At 69.3% G+C, this 16,894-nt stretch carries 17 protein-coding genes; 10 read left to right on the plus strand and 7 right to left on the minus strand.

The window, feature by feature from the left end; all coding sequences use genetic code 11:
- Nucleotides 1–13: 13 nt before the first annotated feature.
- Entirely contained in the window at nucleotides 14–829 is an 816-nt protein-coding gene (locus tag ABZ948_RS10410; RefSeq protein WP_359758502.1) for a serine hydrolase domain-containing protein, read from the minus strand.
- Between the two features lie 18 nt (nucleotides 830–847).
- The gene (locus ABZ948_RS10415; RefSeq protein WP_359758503.1) at nucleotides 848–1,318 is read right to left on the minus strand and encodes a GNAT family N-acetyltransferase; all 471 of its coding nucleotides are present in this window, start codon (nucleotides 1,316–1,318) and stop codon (nucleotides 848–850) included.
- A gap of 98 nt (nucleotides 1,319–1,416) precedes the next feature.
- On the opposite strand from ABZ948_RS10415, the gene ABZ948_RS10420 reads away from it, so the two are divergent.
- A complete protein-coding gene (locus ABZ948_RS10420; RefSeq protein WP_020271715.1) occupies nucleotides 1,417–1,881 on the plus strand; it encodes a MerR family transcriptional regulator in 465 nt (154 codons plus the stop codon).
- Nucleotides 1,878–2,891 carry an aldo/keto reductase gene (locus tag ABZ948_RS10425; RefSeq protein WP_359758504.1) on the plus strand — a complete coding sequence of 338 codons (1,014 nt, stop codon included), beginning with the start codon at nucleotides 1,878–1,880 and terminating at the stop codon, nucleotides 2,889–2,891. The genes ABZ948_RS10420 and ABZ948_RS10425 overlap by 4 nt, the downstream gene beginning before the upstream one ends.
- Nucleotides 2,892–2,999: 108 nt before the next feature.
- On the opposite strand, the gene ABZ948_RS10430 is transcribed toward ABZ948_RS10425, so the two are convergent.
- The 3 genes from ABZ948_RS10430 to ABZ948_RS10440 all read right to left on the minus strand — a co-directional run bounded on the left by ABZ948_RS10430 (nucleotide 3,000) and on the right by ABZ948_RS10440 (nucleotide 5,838).
- Entirely contained in the window at nucleotides 3,000–3,857 is an 858-nt protein-coding gene (locus tag ABZ948_RS10430) for a DUF4429 domain-containing protein (protein WP_359758518.1), read from the minus strand.
- A gap of 66 nt (nucleotides 3,858–3,923) precedes the next feature.
- Nucleotides 3,924–5,132: an alpha/beta hydrolase gene (locus ABZ948_RS10435; protein WP_359758505.1), complete on the minus strand. Its 1,209-nt coding sequence runs from the start codon at nucleotides 5,130–5,132 to the stop codon at nucleotides 3,924–3,926.
- Nucleotides 5,133–5,205: 73 nt separating this feature from the next.
- Complete coding sequence (locus tag ABZ948_RS10440; RefSeq protein ID WP_359758506.1) at nucleotides 5,206–5,838, minus strand: TetR family transcriptional regulator; 633 nt, start codon at nucleotides 5,836–5,838, stop codon at nucleotides 5,206–5,208.
- A 116-nt stretch (nucleotides 5,839–5,954) separates the two neighbouring features.
- Here ABZ948_RS10440 and ABZ948_RS10445 point away from each other — a divergent pair, with 116 nt between their 5' ends.
- A complete protein-coding gene (locus ABZ948_RS10445) occupies nucleotides 5,955–7,577 on the plus strand; it encodes an MFS transporter (protein ID WP_359758507.1) in 1,623 nt (540 codons plus the stop codon).
- Between the two features lie 224 nt (nucleotides 7,578–7,801).
- Nucleotides 7,802–8,110, plus strand: a complete 309-nt coding sequence (locus ABZ948_RS10450) for a small hydrophobic protein (RefSeq protein WP_359758508.1) — start codon at nucleotides 7,802–7,804, stop codon at nucleotides 8,108–8,110.
- A 74-nt stretch (nucleotides 8,111–8,184) separates the two neighbouring features.
- Here the strand turns inward: ABZ948_RS10450 and ABZ948_RS10455 are convergent, their stop codons facing one another.
- Together ABZ948_RS10455 and aceE are read right to left on the minus strand one after the other, a co-directional pair.
- Nucleotides 8,185–8,919 (minus strand): potassium channel family protein, encoded by a 735-nt coding sequence (locus ABZ948_RS10455; protein WP_359758509.1) that lies wholly within the window; start codon nucleotides 8,917–8,919, stop codon nucleotides 8,185–8,187.
- An 83-nt stretch (nucleotides 8,920–9,002) separates the two neighbouring features.
- Nucleotides 9,003–11,750: a pyruvate dehydrogenase (acetyl-transferring), homodimeric type gene (aceE, locus tag ABZ948_RS10460; protein ID WP_359758510.1), complete on the minus strand. Its 2,748-nt coding sequence runs from the start codon at nucleotides 11,748–11,750 to the stop codon at nucleotides 9,003–9,005.
- 429 nt (nucleotides 11,751–12,179) lie between these two features.
- Here aceE and ABZ948_RS10465 point away from each other — a divergent pair, with 429 nt between their 5' ends.
- The 6 genes from ABZ948_RS10465 (at nucleotide 12,180) to ABZ948_RS10490 (ending at nucleotide 16,730) form a co-directional block, all read left to right on the plus strand.
- A complete protein-coding gene (locus ABZ948_RS10465) occupies nucleotides 12,180–12,617 on the plus strand; it encodes a DUF3052 domain-containing protein (protein ID WP_167530103.1) in 438 nt (145 codons plus the stop codon).
- A 107-nt stretch (nucleotides 12,618–12,724) separates the two neighbouring features.
- Nucleotides 12,725–13,183: a peroxiredoxin gene (locus ABZ948_RS10470; protein WP_359758511.1), complete on the plus strand. Its 459-nt coding sequence runs from the start codon at nucleotides 12,725–12,727 to the stop codon at nucleotides 13,181–13,183.
- A gap of 147 nt (nucleotides 13,184–13,330) precedes the next feature.
- A complete protein-coding gene (locus ABZ948_RS10475; RefSeq protein ID WP_031112007.1) occupies nucleotides 13,331–13,906 on the plus strand; it encodes a calcium homeostasis/redox stress adaptation protein in 576 nt (191 codons plus the stop codon).
- A gap of 121 nt (nucleotides 13,907–14,027) precedes the next feature.
- A complete protein-coding gene (locus ABZ948_RS10480; protein WP_359758512.1) occupies nucleotides 14,028–14,603 on the plus strand; it encodes a TerD family protein in 576 nt (191 codons plus the stop codon).
- A 125-nt stretch (nucleotides 14,604–14,728) separates the two neighbouring features.
- Nucleotides 14,729–15,874: a DUF475 domain-containing protein gene (locus tag ABZ948_RS10485; RefSeq protein WP_359758513.1), complete on the plus strand. Its 1,146-nt coding sequence runs from the start codon at nucleotides 14,729–14,731 to the stop codon at nucleotides 15,872–15,874.
- Nucleotides 15,875–16,001: 127 nt separating this feature from the next.
- A complete protein-coding gene (locus ABZ948_RS10490) occupies nucleotides 16,002–16,730 on the plus strand; it encodes a TerD family protein (protein WP_359758514.1) in 729 nt (242 codons plus the stop codon).
- Nucleotides 16,731–16,894 lie beyond the last annotated feature (164 nt).

Genomic DNA, 16,894 nt, shown 5'->3' on the forward strand with positions numbered 1-16,894 from the left:
CCCCGCGCCGCCTCTAGAGTTCCGCGAGCACGGCGTCCGTGAAGGGTGGCCACGCCTCGATCGCCCACGCCCCGAACGCCCGGTCCGTCAGCGCCACGCACGCCGCCCCCGCGTCGGGGTCGATCCACAGGAACGTACCGGACTGCCCGAAATGTCCGAACGTGCGGGGCGAGGACGAAGCGCCCGTCCAGTGCGGCGACTTGGAGTCGCGGATCTCGAAGCCGAGCCCCCAGTCGTTCGGGTTCTGGTGGCCGTACCCCGGCAGAACGCCCTTCGTGCCCGGGTAGTGCACGCTCATCGCCTCGGCGACCGTTCGGGGATCCAGCAGCCGCGGCGCCTGCACCTCGGCGGCGAACCGCAGCAGGTCCTCGACCGTGGACACCCCGTCCTTGGCCGGGGAGCCCTCCAGGGTCGTCGAGGTCATGCCCAGCGGCTCCAGCACGGCCTGCCGCAGGTACTCGGCGAACGGGATGTCGGTCGCCTTCTCGACGTGGTCGCCGAGCTGCTCGAAGCCGGCGTTGGAGTACAGCCGCCGTTCCCCGGGCGGGGCCGTGACCTTGTGCTCGTCGAAGGCGAGGCCCGAGGTGTGCGCGAGCAGGTGCCGGACCGTCGCCCCGTCCGGACCGGCGGGCTCGTCGAACTCGATCGCCCCCTCCTCGTACGCGACGAGCACCGCGTACGCGGCCAGCGGCTTGGTCACCGACGCGAGCGGGAACCGCTGCCCGGCCGGGCCGTGGGTGCCCAGGACGGTGCCGTCCGCCCGTACGACACCCGCCGCGGCGGTGGGAACCGGCCAGTTCTCGATCAACGCGAGGCTCTTGAGCGACATGCGTTCGAGCCTATGCGCTCAGAGCGTCAGCTCCAGCAAGGGGTTGGGCTTGGGCCGGAATCCGAGGGAGACGTACAGCGGCTCGGCCTCCGGCGAGGCGGTGAGCTGCACCCGCCGGGCACCGCGCTCCCGGAACCATTCCAGCAGCGTGGTCGTGCAGGCCCGCGCGTAGCCCCGGCGCCGGGCGTCCGGGTCGGTGGCGACACTGAAGACGAACCCCACCATGCCCTGCGGGTCGCCCGGCTTCCCGATGCGGTAGTCGATCGTCCCGGCGACCAGCGAGGCCAGCGCCCCCGGCCGCTCCGGGTGGTCGACGACGAACGCCACGAAGTCCCCCTCCGGCTCGCCCAGTCTGCTTCTCAGGGTCGGGAGGGAATCCCCGTGCCAGGCGATGGAGGGGTCGGTGGCGAACACCGAGTCGATCATGACCTGGCGCAGGCGCAGGACTTCCTCGGCGTCCTCGGGCAGGGCGCGGCGTACAACACTCATGACTCCGTACGCTAACCAGCCGGATCAAGGAACGTCCTGCCGATTTCTTACCTCCCGCGCTTGCTTGGAGTGCACTCCAAGGTTCTAGCGTGGGGGCCATGACGGTGATGGAGACCACGGGGACCAGGACCGACACCTGCGCCGGCCCGCCGCAGCAGAACCGGCGCCCGGACGGCGAGGACCGCTACACGATCAGCGAGGTCGTCGCCCTGACCGGCCTGACGGCACACACGCTGCGCTGGTACGAGCGCATCGGTCTGATGCCGCACATCGACCGGTCCCACACCGGCCAGCGCCGCTACACCAACCGCGACCTCGACTGGCTCGACCTCGTCGGCAAGCTCCGCCTGACGGGCATGCCGGTCGCCGACATGGTGCGGTACGCGGAACTGGTGCGCGAGGGCGACCACACCTACGGCGAGCGCTTCGAGCTGCTGAAGACGACCCGCGAGGACGTCCTGGCCAGGATCGACGAACTCCGGGGCACGCTCGCCGTGCTCGACCGGAAGATCAGTTTCTACGCGGACGCCGGGCGTGCCCTGGCGTCGGAGAGGTCCCGATGACGGACGGCAGGATCACGACGGCGAAGCTCGGCGACAACGGCCCCGAGGTGGGTGTCCAGGGTCTCGGCTGCATGGGCATGAGCTTCGCCTACGGCCCCTCGGACGCGGACGCCTCCCGGGCCACCCTGGAACGGGCGCTCGAACTGGGCGTCACCTTCTACGACACGGCCGACGCGTACGGCGCCGGCGAGAACGAGCGGTTCCTGTCACCGTTCTTCAAGGCCCACCGCGACGAGGTCGTCATCGCGACCAAGTTCGCGCTGTCGATCCCCGCGGACGACCCCACCCGCCGGGTCATCCGCAACGACCCGCCCTACATCCGCCAGGCCGTCGAGGCCAGCCTGAAGCGCCTGGACGTCGACGCCATCGACCTCTACTACATGCACCGGCGCGATGTGAACGTGCCGATCGAGGAGAGCGTCGGCACCATGGCCGACCTGGTCCGCGAGGGCAAGGTCAAGCACCTCGGCCTGAGCGAGGTCACGGCCGAGGAACTGCGCGCCGCGCACGCCGTGCACCCCATCGCCGCGGTGCAGTCGGAGTGGTCGCTGTTCAGCCGCGACATCGAGAGGCACGTCGTCCCCGCGGCCCGCGACCTGGGCGTGGCGCTCGTCCCGTACTCGCCGCTCGGCCGGGGCTTCCTCACGGGCTCGTTCGCCAGCGCGGAGGAGCTGTCGTCCGACGACTTCCGCCGCCAGCAGCCCCGCTTCACGGGCGACAACGCGACGGCCAACGCGACCCTGCTGGAACTGATCCGCACGGTGGCCAAGGCCCACGACGCCTCCCTCGGCCAGATCGCCCTGGCCTGGGTCCAGCAGCAGGCCACGATCCGCGACCTCCCGGTCATCCCGATCCCCGGCACGCGCAAGCCGTCCAGGGTCGAGGAGAACACGGCGGCGACCACGATCGTCCTGACGGACGAGCAACTGGACCTGCTGGACGGCATCGCGGCCCAGGTGGCGGGCAACCGCTACGCGGACATGGCGTTCACTTCAGCCGGCAGGGAGTAGAGGAACGCCCTCAGGGGCGCGGGGCTGTGCCGATGTGCGGCTCCGCCGCGTGTGCGCGATCAGCCACGCACAAACCCGCGCCCGCCCACGGCGAGATCCAGGCAGACGCTAAAGCTCCGCCAACAACTCCGCCTTCTTGACCGAGAACTCCTCATCGGTCACCAACCCGGCCTGATGCAGCTCCCCGAGGTGCCGGATCCGCTCGGCGATGTCCGCGGGGTCACGGCGCGGCGCAGCCGCGGGAACGGCCGCAACCGGACTGGACGTCCGCACCGCGGACAGGACCGCCGCCGCGAACGGCAGTGACTCGTGCACGGGCCCGTACCCCAGCCCGAACACCACCGCCGCGGGATCCTGGTCGGCCTGCACGGCGGCCGTCCCCACCTCCCGCCGCAGCAGCCGCAGATGCCCCTCGAAGACCTCCGGCGACCGCCACTCCACCCCGTTGAGCTCCCCGACGGAGAAGTTCTGGTCCCCGGCCTTCCACTTCGCCGACGACGCCCCCGTCCAGAACCACCGGAAGCTCACGGTCCGCCCGTCGAAGGTGGCCTTCCCGTCGTACGCCTTGAACGACAGCGGCCCCTTCGGCGGCTCCACGAGGAAACGGTCCGCCGGCCCCGACTCCGTCAGCAGCCCGCGCAGCTCGTCGGCGTAGTACTCCGCGAGCACCTCCCGCTCGGCGGGCAGCACCAGCCGGTAGGGGTCGCCGCTCTCCTTCAGCTGCCCGGCGGCCGCCTCCATCAGCGGGTCCGCGCCGGGGCGTGGTTCGACGCGCAGCACGACCGTGCCGCGCTTCCCGCGCGTCAGGGTCACACCGGCGATCGCCTCCAGGGGCACACGGCGTTCCCCGAGCGCCTGGAAGAGCTTGGGTGTTCGAATCCCCCGTTCGTAACGGATGAGCACGGAGTCGGACTCGAACTCCCAGGCGGCATGAAATCCGGCCAGTACGTCACCCATGCGGCTCATCGTATGCGGCACGCGCCCCTCCGTCCCCCTCCCGAGCAGACCGCAGTTTCTTCGCCTCTACGCGCGTCAGGCCGCCGCCGTGCCGGACAAACCGGTACGGCAGACGCCGTCTTCGTGCGCGCAGTGCACCGAGCGGTATGCGCCAACGCCGATCTCTGCGAAATTCATCAGACTTGCCGTGCCCGGCTCGAAGTAGCCGGCGTGCCCCTTCGCGCCCTGCGCGGACAGCACCCGCGCCCCGAACCCGGCGGACACCGGATCCGCCCCGTGGCCCAGCCCGCCGACCTCCAGGTACGGCACGTCCTGGATCCAGTCGTCGGCGTCCCGCATCGCCCACACCTGGGCGCTGGTGTGCAGCTGGGCGGCCCGCTCCACGCGCATGCCGGGGCTGCCGGCCACCGCGATGTCGGAGACCCGGCCGGGCAGCGAGTGCGCGGCGACCCCGCACACCACCGAGCCGTAGCTGTGGCAGAACAGCGACACCGGCGCGCCGCCGGGCAGCGCCCGCACCAGCGCGTTCAGCCGTACGGCGCCCTCCTCGGCGCGCATCGCCGTCGCCGAGTCGATGCCGAGTCCGCTGGGCGCCGTGTAGTCGGCCCAGGCGATCACGGCCGTCCGGGTCGACGGGCTCGCCTCCCGCTCCGCCGCGTACAGGGACTCGGCCATGCCCACGGGCGCCGAGTACTTGCGGTGGGTGCGCTGGAAGGTGAGCAGGTCGGTGTCGACGCCCGGGACGACGACCGAGACGCGGTCCGCCGTGTCCAGGTCGCCGAAGACCTCCGCCACCCGGCCCGAGCCGTCGGGATCGAAGGCGAGGATGTGGCGCCCCTTCTCCATCAGGTCCTCGAAGCGGTGCAGCCTGCGGCCGGCCTCGTGCTGTCCGGCCGGGGTGAGGCGCTGGTCGTGCATCCGCTCCCGCTCGACCTCACGCGCCTCGGCGAGCGCGATGCGGTTGGCGCGGTAGCGCAGCTCGACCGGGGCGCCGTTCATGTTGCCGACGGCGAGCGGGTACTTGTGGACCAGGCCCGCGCGGTCCCGCTCGGTGAGCGAGGCGAAGAAGCGGGCCAGCTTCGTCGGCTCGGACTGCGGGTCCGGCAGCCGGTGGCCGGCGATCCGGCCGTCCTCCCAGGCGGAGAGCGAGGCCTGGAGCGGCGTGTCGCCCCGCTGGTTGCGCAGGGCCGTCCAGCCGGTGGTCGCCAGCATCACGAACACGACGGCCAGAGCGAGCAGTGCGCGCCAGACGTTCAGCTGCGGGGTGGTGTCGAAGGAAGTCACTGAAAGGACACACTAGGAGAACGAAGGGGTCTCGCGTTAACCAAGTGACCGGGATCACGTTTCGGTGAATGTGCTAGGGGGACTGCCCCGCACGCCAGTTCCCCGCCAGCGCGGGGCCCACCTGATCGAGGTAGGCGGTGGTGAGTTCACGCAATCCCTCAAGGGTGAGCTCGTCCCCCGCGGACCACAACCGCTCGGTGACACGGATCACCCCGCCGAAGAGGGCGACGGCGATCCGCGGCCGCGGATCCGCGTCCACGTCGAGCCCCTCGCGCTCGGCGATGATGCCCGCGAGCTGCTCCTCCAGTTCCGCCGCCCGCCGCAGATGGGCGGCGAGCAGCGCGGGCGTCGACTCGATCACCCGGTAGACGCGCAGGTGCAGCTCGATCGGCACGATCTCCTCGACGGCCTCGTTGATCGCGTCCCAGCTCTCCAGGACGGCCCGGCGCAGGGCCTCCAGCGGAGCCTCGTGGGGCGGGCGGGCCCGTACGGCGTCGACGACGAGCGCCTCCGCGAGTCGCGGCACGAAGAACGCCGTCTCCTCCTTGCCGGCGAAGTACCGGAAGAAGGTGCGCTGCGAGACGTCGACGGCGGCGGCGATGTCGTCGACGGTCGTCTCCTCGTACCCGCGCGTGACGAACAGCTCCAGGGCGGCTCGCAGCAGCGCGTCCCGGGTGCGCCGCTTCTTGCGTTCGCGCAGGTTCAATTCGTGCCTCTCGTCGGAACTGTTCTCCCAGTTCAGGCTATACGGGGATGTCGTGTCAGTTACCGACTAGTGAATTGGTTTGTCAATTGTCAGTGGCTGTCATTAGCCTCGAGCGCATGACTAGTCAGACCACCATCGACACGACGGGGTCGGGGGGCATACCGGCGGAGCCGTCGGACGCGACGCCGGGCAAGGGGCTGCGAGGGCACCCCTGGCTCACCCTCATCACCGTCGCTGTGGGGGTCATGATGGTGGCCCTCGACGGCACCATCGTGGCCATTGCCAACCCGGCCATCCAGAAGGACCTCGGCGCCACCTTCGCCGAAGTCCAGTGGATCACCAACGGATACTTCCTCGCCCTCGCGGTCTCCCTGATCACCGCGGGCAAACTCGGCGACCGCTTCGGCCACCGGCAGACCTTCCTCATCGGCGTCGTCGGCTTCGCCGCCGCCTCGGGCGCGATCGGCCTGTCCGACAGCATCGCGTTCGTCGTCGTCTTCCGCGTCCTGCAGGGCCTGTTCGGCGCGCTGCTGATGCCGGCCGCGCTCGGCCTGCTGCGGGCCACCTTCCCGGCCGAGAAGCTCAACATGGCCATCGGCATCTGGGGCATGGTCATCGGCGCCTCCACCGCCGGCGGCCCGATCCTCGGCGGCGTGCTCGTCGAGCACGTCAACTGGCAGTCGGTGTTCTTCATCAACGTGCCGGTCGGTGTCCTCGCCGTCGTCCTCGGCGTCTGGATCCTCCTCGACCACCGCGCCGAGAACGCCCCGCGCTCCTTCGACCTGCTGGGCATCGCCCTGCTGTCGACCTCCGTGTTCTGCCTGGTGTGGGCGCTCATCAAGGCCCCGCCGTCCGAGTGGGGCTGGGGCGACGCCAAGACGCTCGGCTTCCTCGGCGCCTCCGTGCTGGGCTTCGCGCTCTTCGCCTTCTGGGAGACGAAGGTCAGGGAGCCGCTCATCCCGCTCGCCCTGTTCCGTTCCGTGGCGCTGTCCGCGGGTGTCGTGCTGATGGTCCTGATGGCCATCGCGTTCATGGGCGGCCTGTTCTTCGTGACGTTCTACCTGCAGAACGTGCACGGCATGAGCCCCATCGACGCGGGTCTGCACCTGCTGCCGCTCACCGGCATGATGATCGTCGGCTCGCCGCTCGCCGGCGCGATGATCACCAAGTTCGGTCCCCGGGTCCCGCTCGCGGGCGGCATGGCGCTCACCGCGATCGCCATGTACGGGATGTCGACACTGGAGACGGACACCGGCAGCGGCGTCATGTCGCTCTGGTTCGCCCTCCTCGGTCTCGGCCTGGCACCGGTCATGGTCGGTGCGACCGAGGTCATCGTCGGCAACGCGCCCATGGAGCTGTCGGGTGTCGCGGGTGGTCTGCAGCAGGCCGCCATGCAGATCGGCGGCAGCCTCGGCACGGCCGTGCTGGGCGCCGTGATGGCGTCCAAGGTCAACAGCGACCTCGCGGGCAACTGGGCGAAGGCCGGGCTGCCGCCGCTGACGCCGGAGCAGGAGCACCAGGCGTCCGAGGCGGTCCAGGTCGGCGTCCCGCCGGTGGCACCGGGCACGCCCGACGCGATCGCCGCGAAGATCACGGGCGTCGCGCACGACACCTTCATCTCCGGCATGAGCGCGGCGTCGCTCGTCGCCGCGGGGGTCGCCGTGGTGGCCGTGCTGGTGGCGTTCCTGACGAAGCGCGGCGAGAACGCGGGCGCGGGCGCGGGCGCCGCGCACATCTGACGGGCATTCGCCTATCAGGGTGAACAGCCCCGTCGAACTCTCCCCTCCGACGGCCTCCGCAGGTCACAGTGGGTCAAGTCCTCCGCAGGGCATGGAGGACGGATGCTGCGGCGCGCTGCCGGAGGGGGGCAGCGCGCAAGCAGCGGGATTAGAGCCCGGCAGCGGGGTACTCGCCACCCCGTACCCGAACCGAACCCCAACCGACTGAGGGTTTACGGGAGTTGATGATGGCGAGCTTCGGACACGGTACGCGCAGGCACCCCCGCTCACGTGGCCGGACGTGGTCACGGACCGGGCCGGATCGCGCGACGCTCGGAGTCATCGGAGTCATCTGCGCGGTCGCCGGATTCTTCGTGCTGGGGATCATCCTCGGCCCCGTGGCGATCGTCTGCGGCTGGCTCGCCATGGGCCGCACGTGGGCGGGCTCCCGCCCCGTCACGGCCGTGGTCGCCTTGGTCCTGGGCGCCATCGACACGCTTCTCGCGGTCATCTGGCTGTCCGGAGCGGCCACGCCGGGCATGGGCATGTTCTGACCCGGCTGGTGTGAGGGAAGGGCCCCGGCGACCGCGCCGGGGCCCTCCTTCCCGTCACTTCACCGACGACTCCGTCACTTCACCGACGTCCCCTTCAGCGCCGCCAGTTCGTCCCGCAGCGCCCGCACCTCGTCCGTCAGTTCCCGTATCGCCTCCGTCTGGCGCCGCTCCTCCACGTCGTCCTTGTCGAACCGGGCGATGAACCACGCCGCGATGTTCGCCGTCACCACACCGAGCAGGGCGATCCCGGACAGCATCAGCCCCACCGCCAGCATCCGCCCCAGCCCGGTGGTCGGCGCGTGATCCCCGTACCCGACGGTCGTCATCGTCGTGAAGGACCACCACACCGCGTCACCCAGCGTCCGGATGTTCCCGTCCGGTGAGTCCCGCTCCACCGACAGCACCGCCAGCGACCCGAACATCAGCAGCCCGACCACCGCGCCGCCGACATACGTCGTGAGCCTTATCTGCGAGGCCATCCGCGCCCGCTGCCCGACGAGCAGCAGCGTCGACACCAGCCGCAGCAGCCTCATCGGCTGGAGCAGCGGCAGCAGCACCGCCCCCAGGTCGAGCCAGTGCGTCCGCACGAACACCAGGCGCTGCTCGGCGAGCGCGAGCCGTATGGCGTAGTCGAGGGCGAACGCGCCCCAGACCACCCACTCCACCGCCGTGCACACGTCCACCACGCCGGCGCTCGCGTCGGGCCGGACGATCGGCACGGCGTAGGCGACGGCGAAAGCCAGGGCCAGGCCGAAGAGCGGGCGCTGTGTGTGCTGTTCCCAACGGAGTTGGGCCGACTGCTGCTGCATGGCCGAATCGTAGAAAACGTGAAGGGGTGGTGTGCCCACGGTGTGTCCGTGAGGCGCACCACCCCTTGACAGGGTCTCGCGCGTTATGCGTCGCCGCCCGCGGCCCCCGGGTCGGCCGCCGACACGTCGAGCAGCTGGTACCGGTCGATGGCCTGCTTGAGCACCGACCGGTCGACCTTGCCCTCACGGGCCAGCTCGGTGAGGACCGCGACCACGATCGACTGCGCGTCGATGTGGAAGAAGCGCCGCGCCGCGCCCCGGGTGTCGGCGAAGCCGAAGCCGTCCGCGCCGAGCGACTGGTACGTCTGCGGCACCCAGCGCGCGATCTGGTCCGGGACCGCGCGCATCCAGTCGGACACGGCCACCACGGGCCCCTGCGCGTCCGCGAGCTTCCGCGTCACGTACGGCACCCGCTGCTCCTCCTCCGGGCGCAGCAGGTTGTGCTCCTCGCAGTCCACGGCCTCGCGCCGCAGCTCGTTCCAGGAGGTCGCCGACCAGACGTCCGCCTTGACGTTCCAGTCGTCGGCCAGGATCTTCTGCGCCTCGATCGCCCAGGGCAGCGCCACGCCGGACGCCAGGATCTGCGCCGGGGTCTGGCCGGCCGTGCCCGCGCTGAAGCGGTAGAGGCCCTTGAGGATGCCCTCGACGTCCACGTTCTCCGGCTCGGCCGGGTGCTGGATGGGCTCGTTGTAGACGGTCAGGTAGTAGAAGACGTCCTCGCCGTGCGGGTGCTCGGGCGAGCTGCCGTACATCCTCCTGAGGCCGTCCTTCACGATGTGCGCGATCTCGAAGCCGAACGCCGGGTCGTACGCCACGCAGCCCGGGTTCGTCGAGGCCAGCAGCTGCGAGTGGCCGTCCGCGTGCTGCAGGCCCTCACCGGTCAGGGTCGTACGGCCGGCGGTCGCGCCCAGGACGAAACCGCGCGCCAGCTGGTCGGCCATCTGCCAGAACTGGTCGCCGGTGCGCTGGAAGCCGAACATCGAGTAGAAGACGTAGACCGGGATCAGCGGCTCGCCGTGCGTGGCGTAGGCCGAGCCGGCGGCGATCAGCGAGGCCGTGCAGCCCGCCTCCGAGATGCCGTCGTGCAGCATCTGGCCGTTCGGCGACTCCTTGTACGCGAGCAGCAGGTCGCGGTCGACCGACTCGTACTGCTGGCCCAGCGGGTTGTAGATCTTCGCGCTCGGGAAGAACGAGTCCATGCCGAACGTGCGGTACTCGTCGGGTGCGATCAGCACGAACCGCTTGCCGATCTCCTTGTCCCGCATGAGGTCCTTGAGGAGCCGGACGAACGCCATCGTCGTCGCGATGGACTGCTGGCCCGAGCCCTTCTTCACGGTCGCGTACGTCTTGTCCTCGGGCAGCGGCAGCGGCTCGGAGCGGACGACACGCGTCGGGACGTAACCGCCGAGGCCCCTGCGGCGGTCGTGCATGTACTGGATCTCCTCCGAGTCCCGGCCCGGGTGGTAGTACGGCGGGACGCCGGACTCCAGCTCCTTGTCGGAGATCGGCAGGTGCAGCCGGTCGCGGAAGCGCTTGAGGTCGTCGACCGTCAGCTTCTTCATCTGGTGCGTGGCGTTGCGGCCCTCGAAGTTCGGGCCCAGCGTCCAGCCCTTGATCGTCTTGGCCAGGATGACCGTCGGCTGGCCCTTGTGCTCCACGGCCGCCTTGTACGCCGCGAAGATCTTCCGGTGGTCGTGACCGCCGCGCCCCAGGTGCAGGATCTGGTCGTCGGTCATGCCCTCGACCATCGCGCGCAGCCGGTGGTCGTCGCCGAAGAAGTGGTCGCGGATGTACGCGCCGGTCTCCGTGGCGTACGTCTGGAACTGGCCGTCCGGCGTGGTGTTCATCTTGTTGACCAGCACGCCGTCGCGGTCCTGGGCGAGCAGCGGGTCCCAGGTGCGGTCCCAGACCAGCTTGATCACGTTCCAACCGGCGCCGCGGAAGATCGACTCCAGCTCCTGGATGATCTTCCCGTTGCCGCGCACCGGGCCGTCGAGCCGCTGGAGGTTGCAGTTGACGACGAACGTGAGGTTGTCCAGGCCCTCGCGGGCGGCGATGGACAGCTGGCCCAGCGACTCCGGCTCGTCCATCTCGCCGTCGCCGAGGAACGCCCACACGTGCGACTTGGAGGTGTCGGCGATCCCGCGCGCCTCCATGTAGCGGTTCATGCGTGCCTGGTAGATCGCGCCGATCGGGCCGAGGCCCATCGACACCGTCGGGAACTCCCAGAAGTCCGGCATCGACCGCGGATGCGGGTACGACGACAGCGCGTACGGCGCCTTGGACTTCTCCTGGCGGAAGCCGTCCAGGTGCTGCTCGCTGAGCCGGTCCAGCAGGAAGGCACGGGCGTAGATGCCCGGCGAGGCGTGGCCCTGGAAGAAGACCTGGTCGCCGCCGTCGCCCTCGTCCTTGCCGCGGAAGAAGTGGTTGAAGCCCACGTCGTAGAGGGAGGCGGAGGACGCGAACGTGGCGATGTGGCCGCCGACGCCGATGCCCGGGCGCTGGGCGCGGGAGACCATCACGGCCGCGTTCCAGCGGGTCGCGTTGAGGATCTTGCGCTCGATCTCCTCGTTGCCCGGGAAGAACGGCTCGCTCTTGGTGGGGATGGTGTTGACGTAGTCCGTGCTGCGCATCTCCGGCACGGCCACGCGCTTCTCGCGGGCCCGCTCGATCAGCCGCAGCATCAGGTAGCGGGCGCGTTCCCGGCCGCGCTCGTCGACGGCGGCGTCGAGGGAGTCGAGCCACTCCTGCGTCTCTTCGGGGTCGAAGTCAGGAACCTGACTCGGAAGGCCGCCAATGATGATCGGATTGCGATCGGATGCGGAAGCCACGCTGTTCCTTACCTGTCAGAGGGCCGTGCGAGGGCCGCTGTTTCGCTGTCGTAGCCGGGCGTCGTCGCTGGGGGCCGCGCCGCTCCCCATGGTCCACCTCGGGGCCGGGAAACGTCATCTCTACCGAGCGGTAACCCGAGTGTGAGATCGACTCCGTGTCGGCTCCGTGACGTATGGGGCGAATACCTTCGAGTCTCGTACCCGCAGACGATTCCCAAACGCCCAAACAGGGCAGAAAGGTGTGGTGTGCGTCACCTCGGACCATGATGGTGTGCCTGGAGTTGCGGTGACACGGCCAGGATCGTCACCGTTTCGGCGGTCTGAACGGCCGGGTACTTGCGCGATCCGCCCCGCCCGTGTGGACTACGGCCAATGCTTCGCGCACGCGCGTGGCTGAGTTATTCCCAAGACATGATCAGGAGGCAACCCGTGAGCGCGACCGCGGACCACGCGGAGGAGCGGACGAACCCTGCCGCCAGGCTGGGGTTCCAGCCCGGGCAGGTGGTCCAGGAGATCGGCTACGACGACGACGTGGATCAGGAGCTCCGCGAGGCCATCGAGGGCGTCATCGAGAGCGACCTGGTGGACGAGGACTACGACGACGTGGCCGACGCCGTTGTGCTGTGGTTCCGTGACGACGACGGCGACCTGACGGATGCGCTGGTGGATGCCACCACGTACATCGAAGAGGGCGGCGCGATCCTGCTCCTGACGCCGAAGACCGGCCGTTCGGGGTATGTCGAGCCGAGCGACATCTCGGAAGCCGCCACGACGGCGGGTCTGACGGCGTCCAAGAGCGTCAGCGTCGGCAAGGACTGGAGCGGCAGCCGGCTGGCGACGCCGAAGGCGGCGAAGTCCAAGCGTTAGTCGTACGGGCGGGGCGGGCCGGCACCGTCGGCCCGCCCACCGGACCGTTTCGGTCCCTGCGTAGGGTGGTCCCACCCGAAAAGCCCCAGGAAGGGACACCCACGACGATGGCGATCCAGGTCGGCGAGAAGGCCCCCGACTTCGAGCTCAAGGACAACCACGGCCGGCCCGTGCGGCTGTCCGACTTCCGCGGTTCCAAGAACGTCGTCCTGCTCTTCTACCCCTTCGCCTTCACCGGCGTGTGCACCGGCGAGCTGTGCGAGCTGCGCGACAACCTGCCGCAGTTCTCCGACCGCGACACCCAGCTGCTCGCCGTCTCCAACGACTCCATCCACACCCTGCGCGTCTTCGCCGAGCAGGAGGGCCTCGAATACCCCCTGCTGTCCGACTTCTGGCCGCACGGCAACGTCTCGCGGGCCTACGGCGTCTTCGACGAGGACAAGGGCTGCGCCGTGCGCGGCACCTTCGTCATCGACAAGGAGGGCGTCGTGCGGTGGACCGTCGTCAACGGCCTGCCGGACGCGCGTGACCTCAACGACTACGTGAAGGCGCTCGACTCCCTGTGACGCCGGTCGGGCGGCATGCGCCCGACACCCGCTGAATTCGGGACTTCAGGGCCTGGGTGAGGCGGGAACCCGTCACTAGGATCGACTCGTTGATCCGACATCCGAGCACAACGGGGCATCCCGCCCCTGGACACCAATGGAGGACTCGTGGGAGTCAGCCTCAGCAAGGGCGGCAACGTATCGCTGACCAAGGAGGCGCCGGGCCTGACCGCGGTCATCGTCGGTCTGGGGTGGGACGTCCGCACCACGACCGGCACCGACTTCGACCTGGACGCCAGCGCGCTGCTGCTGAACAACTCCGGCAAGGTCGCCAGCGACCAGCACTTCATCTTCTTCAACAACCTCAAGAGCCCGGACGGCTCCGTCGAGCACACCGGTGACAACCTCACCGGTGAGGGCGAGGGCGACGACGAGCAGATCAAGGTCGACCTCGCCGGCGTCCCGGCCGACGTCGAGAAGATCGTCTTCCCGGTCTCGATCTACGACGCCGAGACCCGCCAGCAGTCCTTCGGCCAGGTGCGCAACGCGTTCATCCGCGTCGTGAACCAGGCCGGCGGCGCCGAGATCGCCCGGTACGACCTGAGCGAGGACGCCTCCACCGAGACCGCCATGGTCTTCGGTGAGCTCTACCGGCACGGCGCGGAGTGGAAGTTCCGCGCCATCGGCCAGGGCTACGCCTCGGGCCTGCGCGGCATCGCGCAGGACTTCGGCGTGAACGTCTGAGCCGCCCGCAGGGCCCTGGCGACAGGGCCCGTAGGCCTTCCTGTCCGGCGCCGCACGGTTTACGTGCGGCGCCGGACGCGCAAGACCACCTCAGTAAGACCACCCGGGGAGGGACATCAGCATGGGCGTCACACTTGCCAAAGGGGGCAACGTCTCCCTGTCCAAGGCCGCACCCAACCTCACGCAGGTGATGGTCGGGCTCGGCTGGGACGCGCGCTCCACCACCGGAGCGCCCTTCGACCTCGACGCCAGCGCGCTGATGTGCAGCGGCGGCCGCGTGCTCGGGGACGAGTGGTTCGTCTTCTACAACCAGCTCAAGAGCCCGGACGGCTCGGTCGAGCACACCGGTGACAACCTCACGGGCGAGGGCGACGGCGACGACGAGTCGCTGCTGATCGACCTCTCCAAGGTGCCGCCCCACTGCGACAAGATCGTCTTTCCCGTCTCCATCCACATGGCCGACGAGCGCGGCCAGACCTTCGGCCAGGTCAGCAACGCCTTCATCCGCGTGGTGAACCAGGCGGACGGCCAGGAACTCGCCCGCTACGACCTCAGCGAGGACGCCTCCACGGAGACCGCGATGATCTTCGGCGAGGTCTATCGCTACCAGGGCGAATGGAAGTTCAGGGCCGTCGGGCAGGGGTACGCGTCGGGTCTGCGCGGCATCGCCATGGACTTCGGAGTCAACGTCTCATAACGCGATATGAGCAAAATGCAGGGCCTCGTGGGGTGCGGAAGGGGTCCGACTAGACTTCGGCTTCAAAGTTTCGTAAAGCCGGGTACGGCGCGGGGGAGCCCCGTACACACACGATTGGGTAGCCAGTGGTTCTGAAAACCTTCGGGTGGTCGTTCGCGGTCACCGCGCTCGGCCTGGTCGCAGCGGTGCTCTATGGAGGGTGGGCCGCCTTCGGGCTCGTAGCGATCCTGTCCGTCCTCGAGATCTCGCTGTCCTTCGACAACGCGGTGGTCAACGCCGGGATCCTGAAGAAGATGAATGCCTTCTGGCAGAAGATCTTCCTCACGATCGGCATTCTCATCGCCGTCTTCGGCATGCGACTGGTCTTCCCCGTCGTGATCGTCGCGCTCAGTGCCCAGCTGGGCCCGATCGAGGCCGTCGACCTCGCGCTCACCGACAAGGACCAGTACCAGCAGTACGTCACCGACGCCCACCCGTCGATCGCCGCCTTCGGCGGCATGTTCCTGCTGATGATCTTCCTGGACTTCATCTTCGAGGACCGGGACATCAAGTGGCTCGGCTGGCTGGAGCGCCCGCTGGCCAAGCTCGGCAAGGTCGACATGCTGTCGGTCTGCATCGCCCTGATCGTCCTGCTGATCTCCGCGCTCACCTTCGGCGCCAACGCCCACCAGCACGGCGGCACCCACGCCGACAAGGCGGAGACCGTCCTGCTCTCCGGTGTCGCCGGCCTGATCACGTACATGATCGTCGGCGGCCTCTCCGGCTACTTCGAGGACAAGCTCGAAGAGGAGGAGGAGCGCGAGCACGAGGCCGAGGAGAAGGCCGCGCGCGAGGGCAAGCCCAAGTCGGCGGTCCTGCTGGCCGGCAAGGCCGCGTTCTTCATGTTCCTCTACCTCGAGGTCCTGGACGCGTCCTTCTCCTTCGACGGCGTGATCGGCGCCTTCGCCATCACCAACGACATCGTCCTGATGGCCCTCGGCCTCGGCATCGGCGCCATGTACGTCCGGTCGCTGACCGTCTACCTGGTTCGCGAGGGCACCCTCGACGACTACGTCTACCTGGAGCACGGCGCGCACTACGCCATCGGCGCGCTCGCCATGGTCCTCCTCGTCACCATCCAGTACGAGATCAACGAGTTCATCACCGGCTCCATCGGCGTCCTCCTGATCGGCGCCTCGTTCTGGTCCTCCGTCCGCCGCAACCGCGCCATCGCGGCGGCCGAGGGAGAAGCCGGCTCGGACGAGAAGACTGAAATCTCGTCCGGGGTGTGACACCCCTCCGGGAGAGGAACGCTCTGTGCGGGGCGGCCACCGAGGACTCCTCGGGGCCGCCCCGTCGGTCGTCAAGGACCGTGGGCACGGCGATGACCCGCGGTCCGCAAGAGAACCTGGGGGCGGAATGGGCCTGTTCGACGGATTCCGGCGCGGCGATGTGCAGTTCGACTCGGGCAACGCGAACACCAACGCGATCGAGCTGACCAAGCGGCGCGCGCAGATATCCCTCACCAAGCAGGACGCGGCCAACGGCCACCTGCGGGTCAACCTGAGCTGGCGCATGCGCACGTCCGACATCGGCGGCTCGCAGCGCGAGAGCCTGCTGCGGCACCCCTTCAGGGCGCTCAAGCCGCCGGAGGTCATCGGCCACAGCCAGAGCGTCGTCAACGTCGACCTCGACCTGGGCTGCCTGTACGAACTCCAGGACGGCACCAAGGGCGTCGTCCAGCCCCTCGGCGGCTACTTCGGCGACGTCAACGCCCCGCCGTACGTCAAGCTCAGCGGCGACGACCGCTTCGGCTCCGGGTCCGGCGAGACGATGTACATCAACCTGGACCACCGCGACAGCATCAAGCGGCTCCTGGTCTTCGTCTACATCTACGACCAGACACCCGCCTTCGACCGGGCCCACGCCATCGTCACGCTCTACCCGAGCAACGGCCCGCGCATCGAGATCCACCTCGACGAACGCCAGCCGCAGGCCCGCTCCTGCGCCGTCGTCATGATCGAGAAGGTCAAGAACGAGATCATCGTGCGCCGCGAGGCGAAGTTCGTCTACGGCTTCCAGGCGGAGCTGGACCGGCTGTACGGGTGGGGGCTGCAGTGGGGCCGGGGCTACAAGACGAAGGTCTAGGGCCTGTTGTTTGGATCAGGTCGCAGGGAACCGACGGCACCTCATCAGCGCCGGTGAGCGGGGCCTGGTGCGTGCAGCTGCAAGGCGGAGGAGGGCGGCGATGCGGAGCATCGGCAACCGACGACAACGCGGCAGATGCGCGTGCCAGGCCCCGCGTCTGCGAT

Origin of the sequence: Streptomyces olindensis (assembly GCF_040645895.1) — a bacterium.
Taxonomy (GTDB): Bacteria; Actinomycetota; Actinomycetes; order Streptomycetales; family Streptomycetaceae; genus Streptomyces; species Streptomyces olindensis.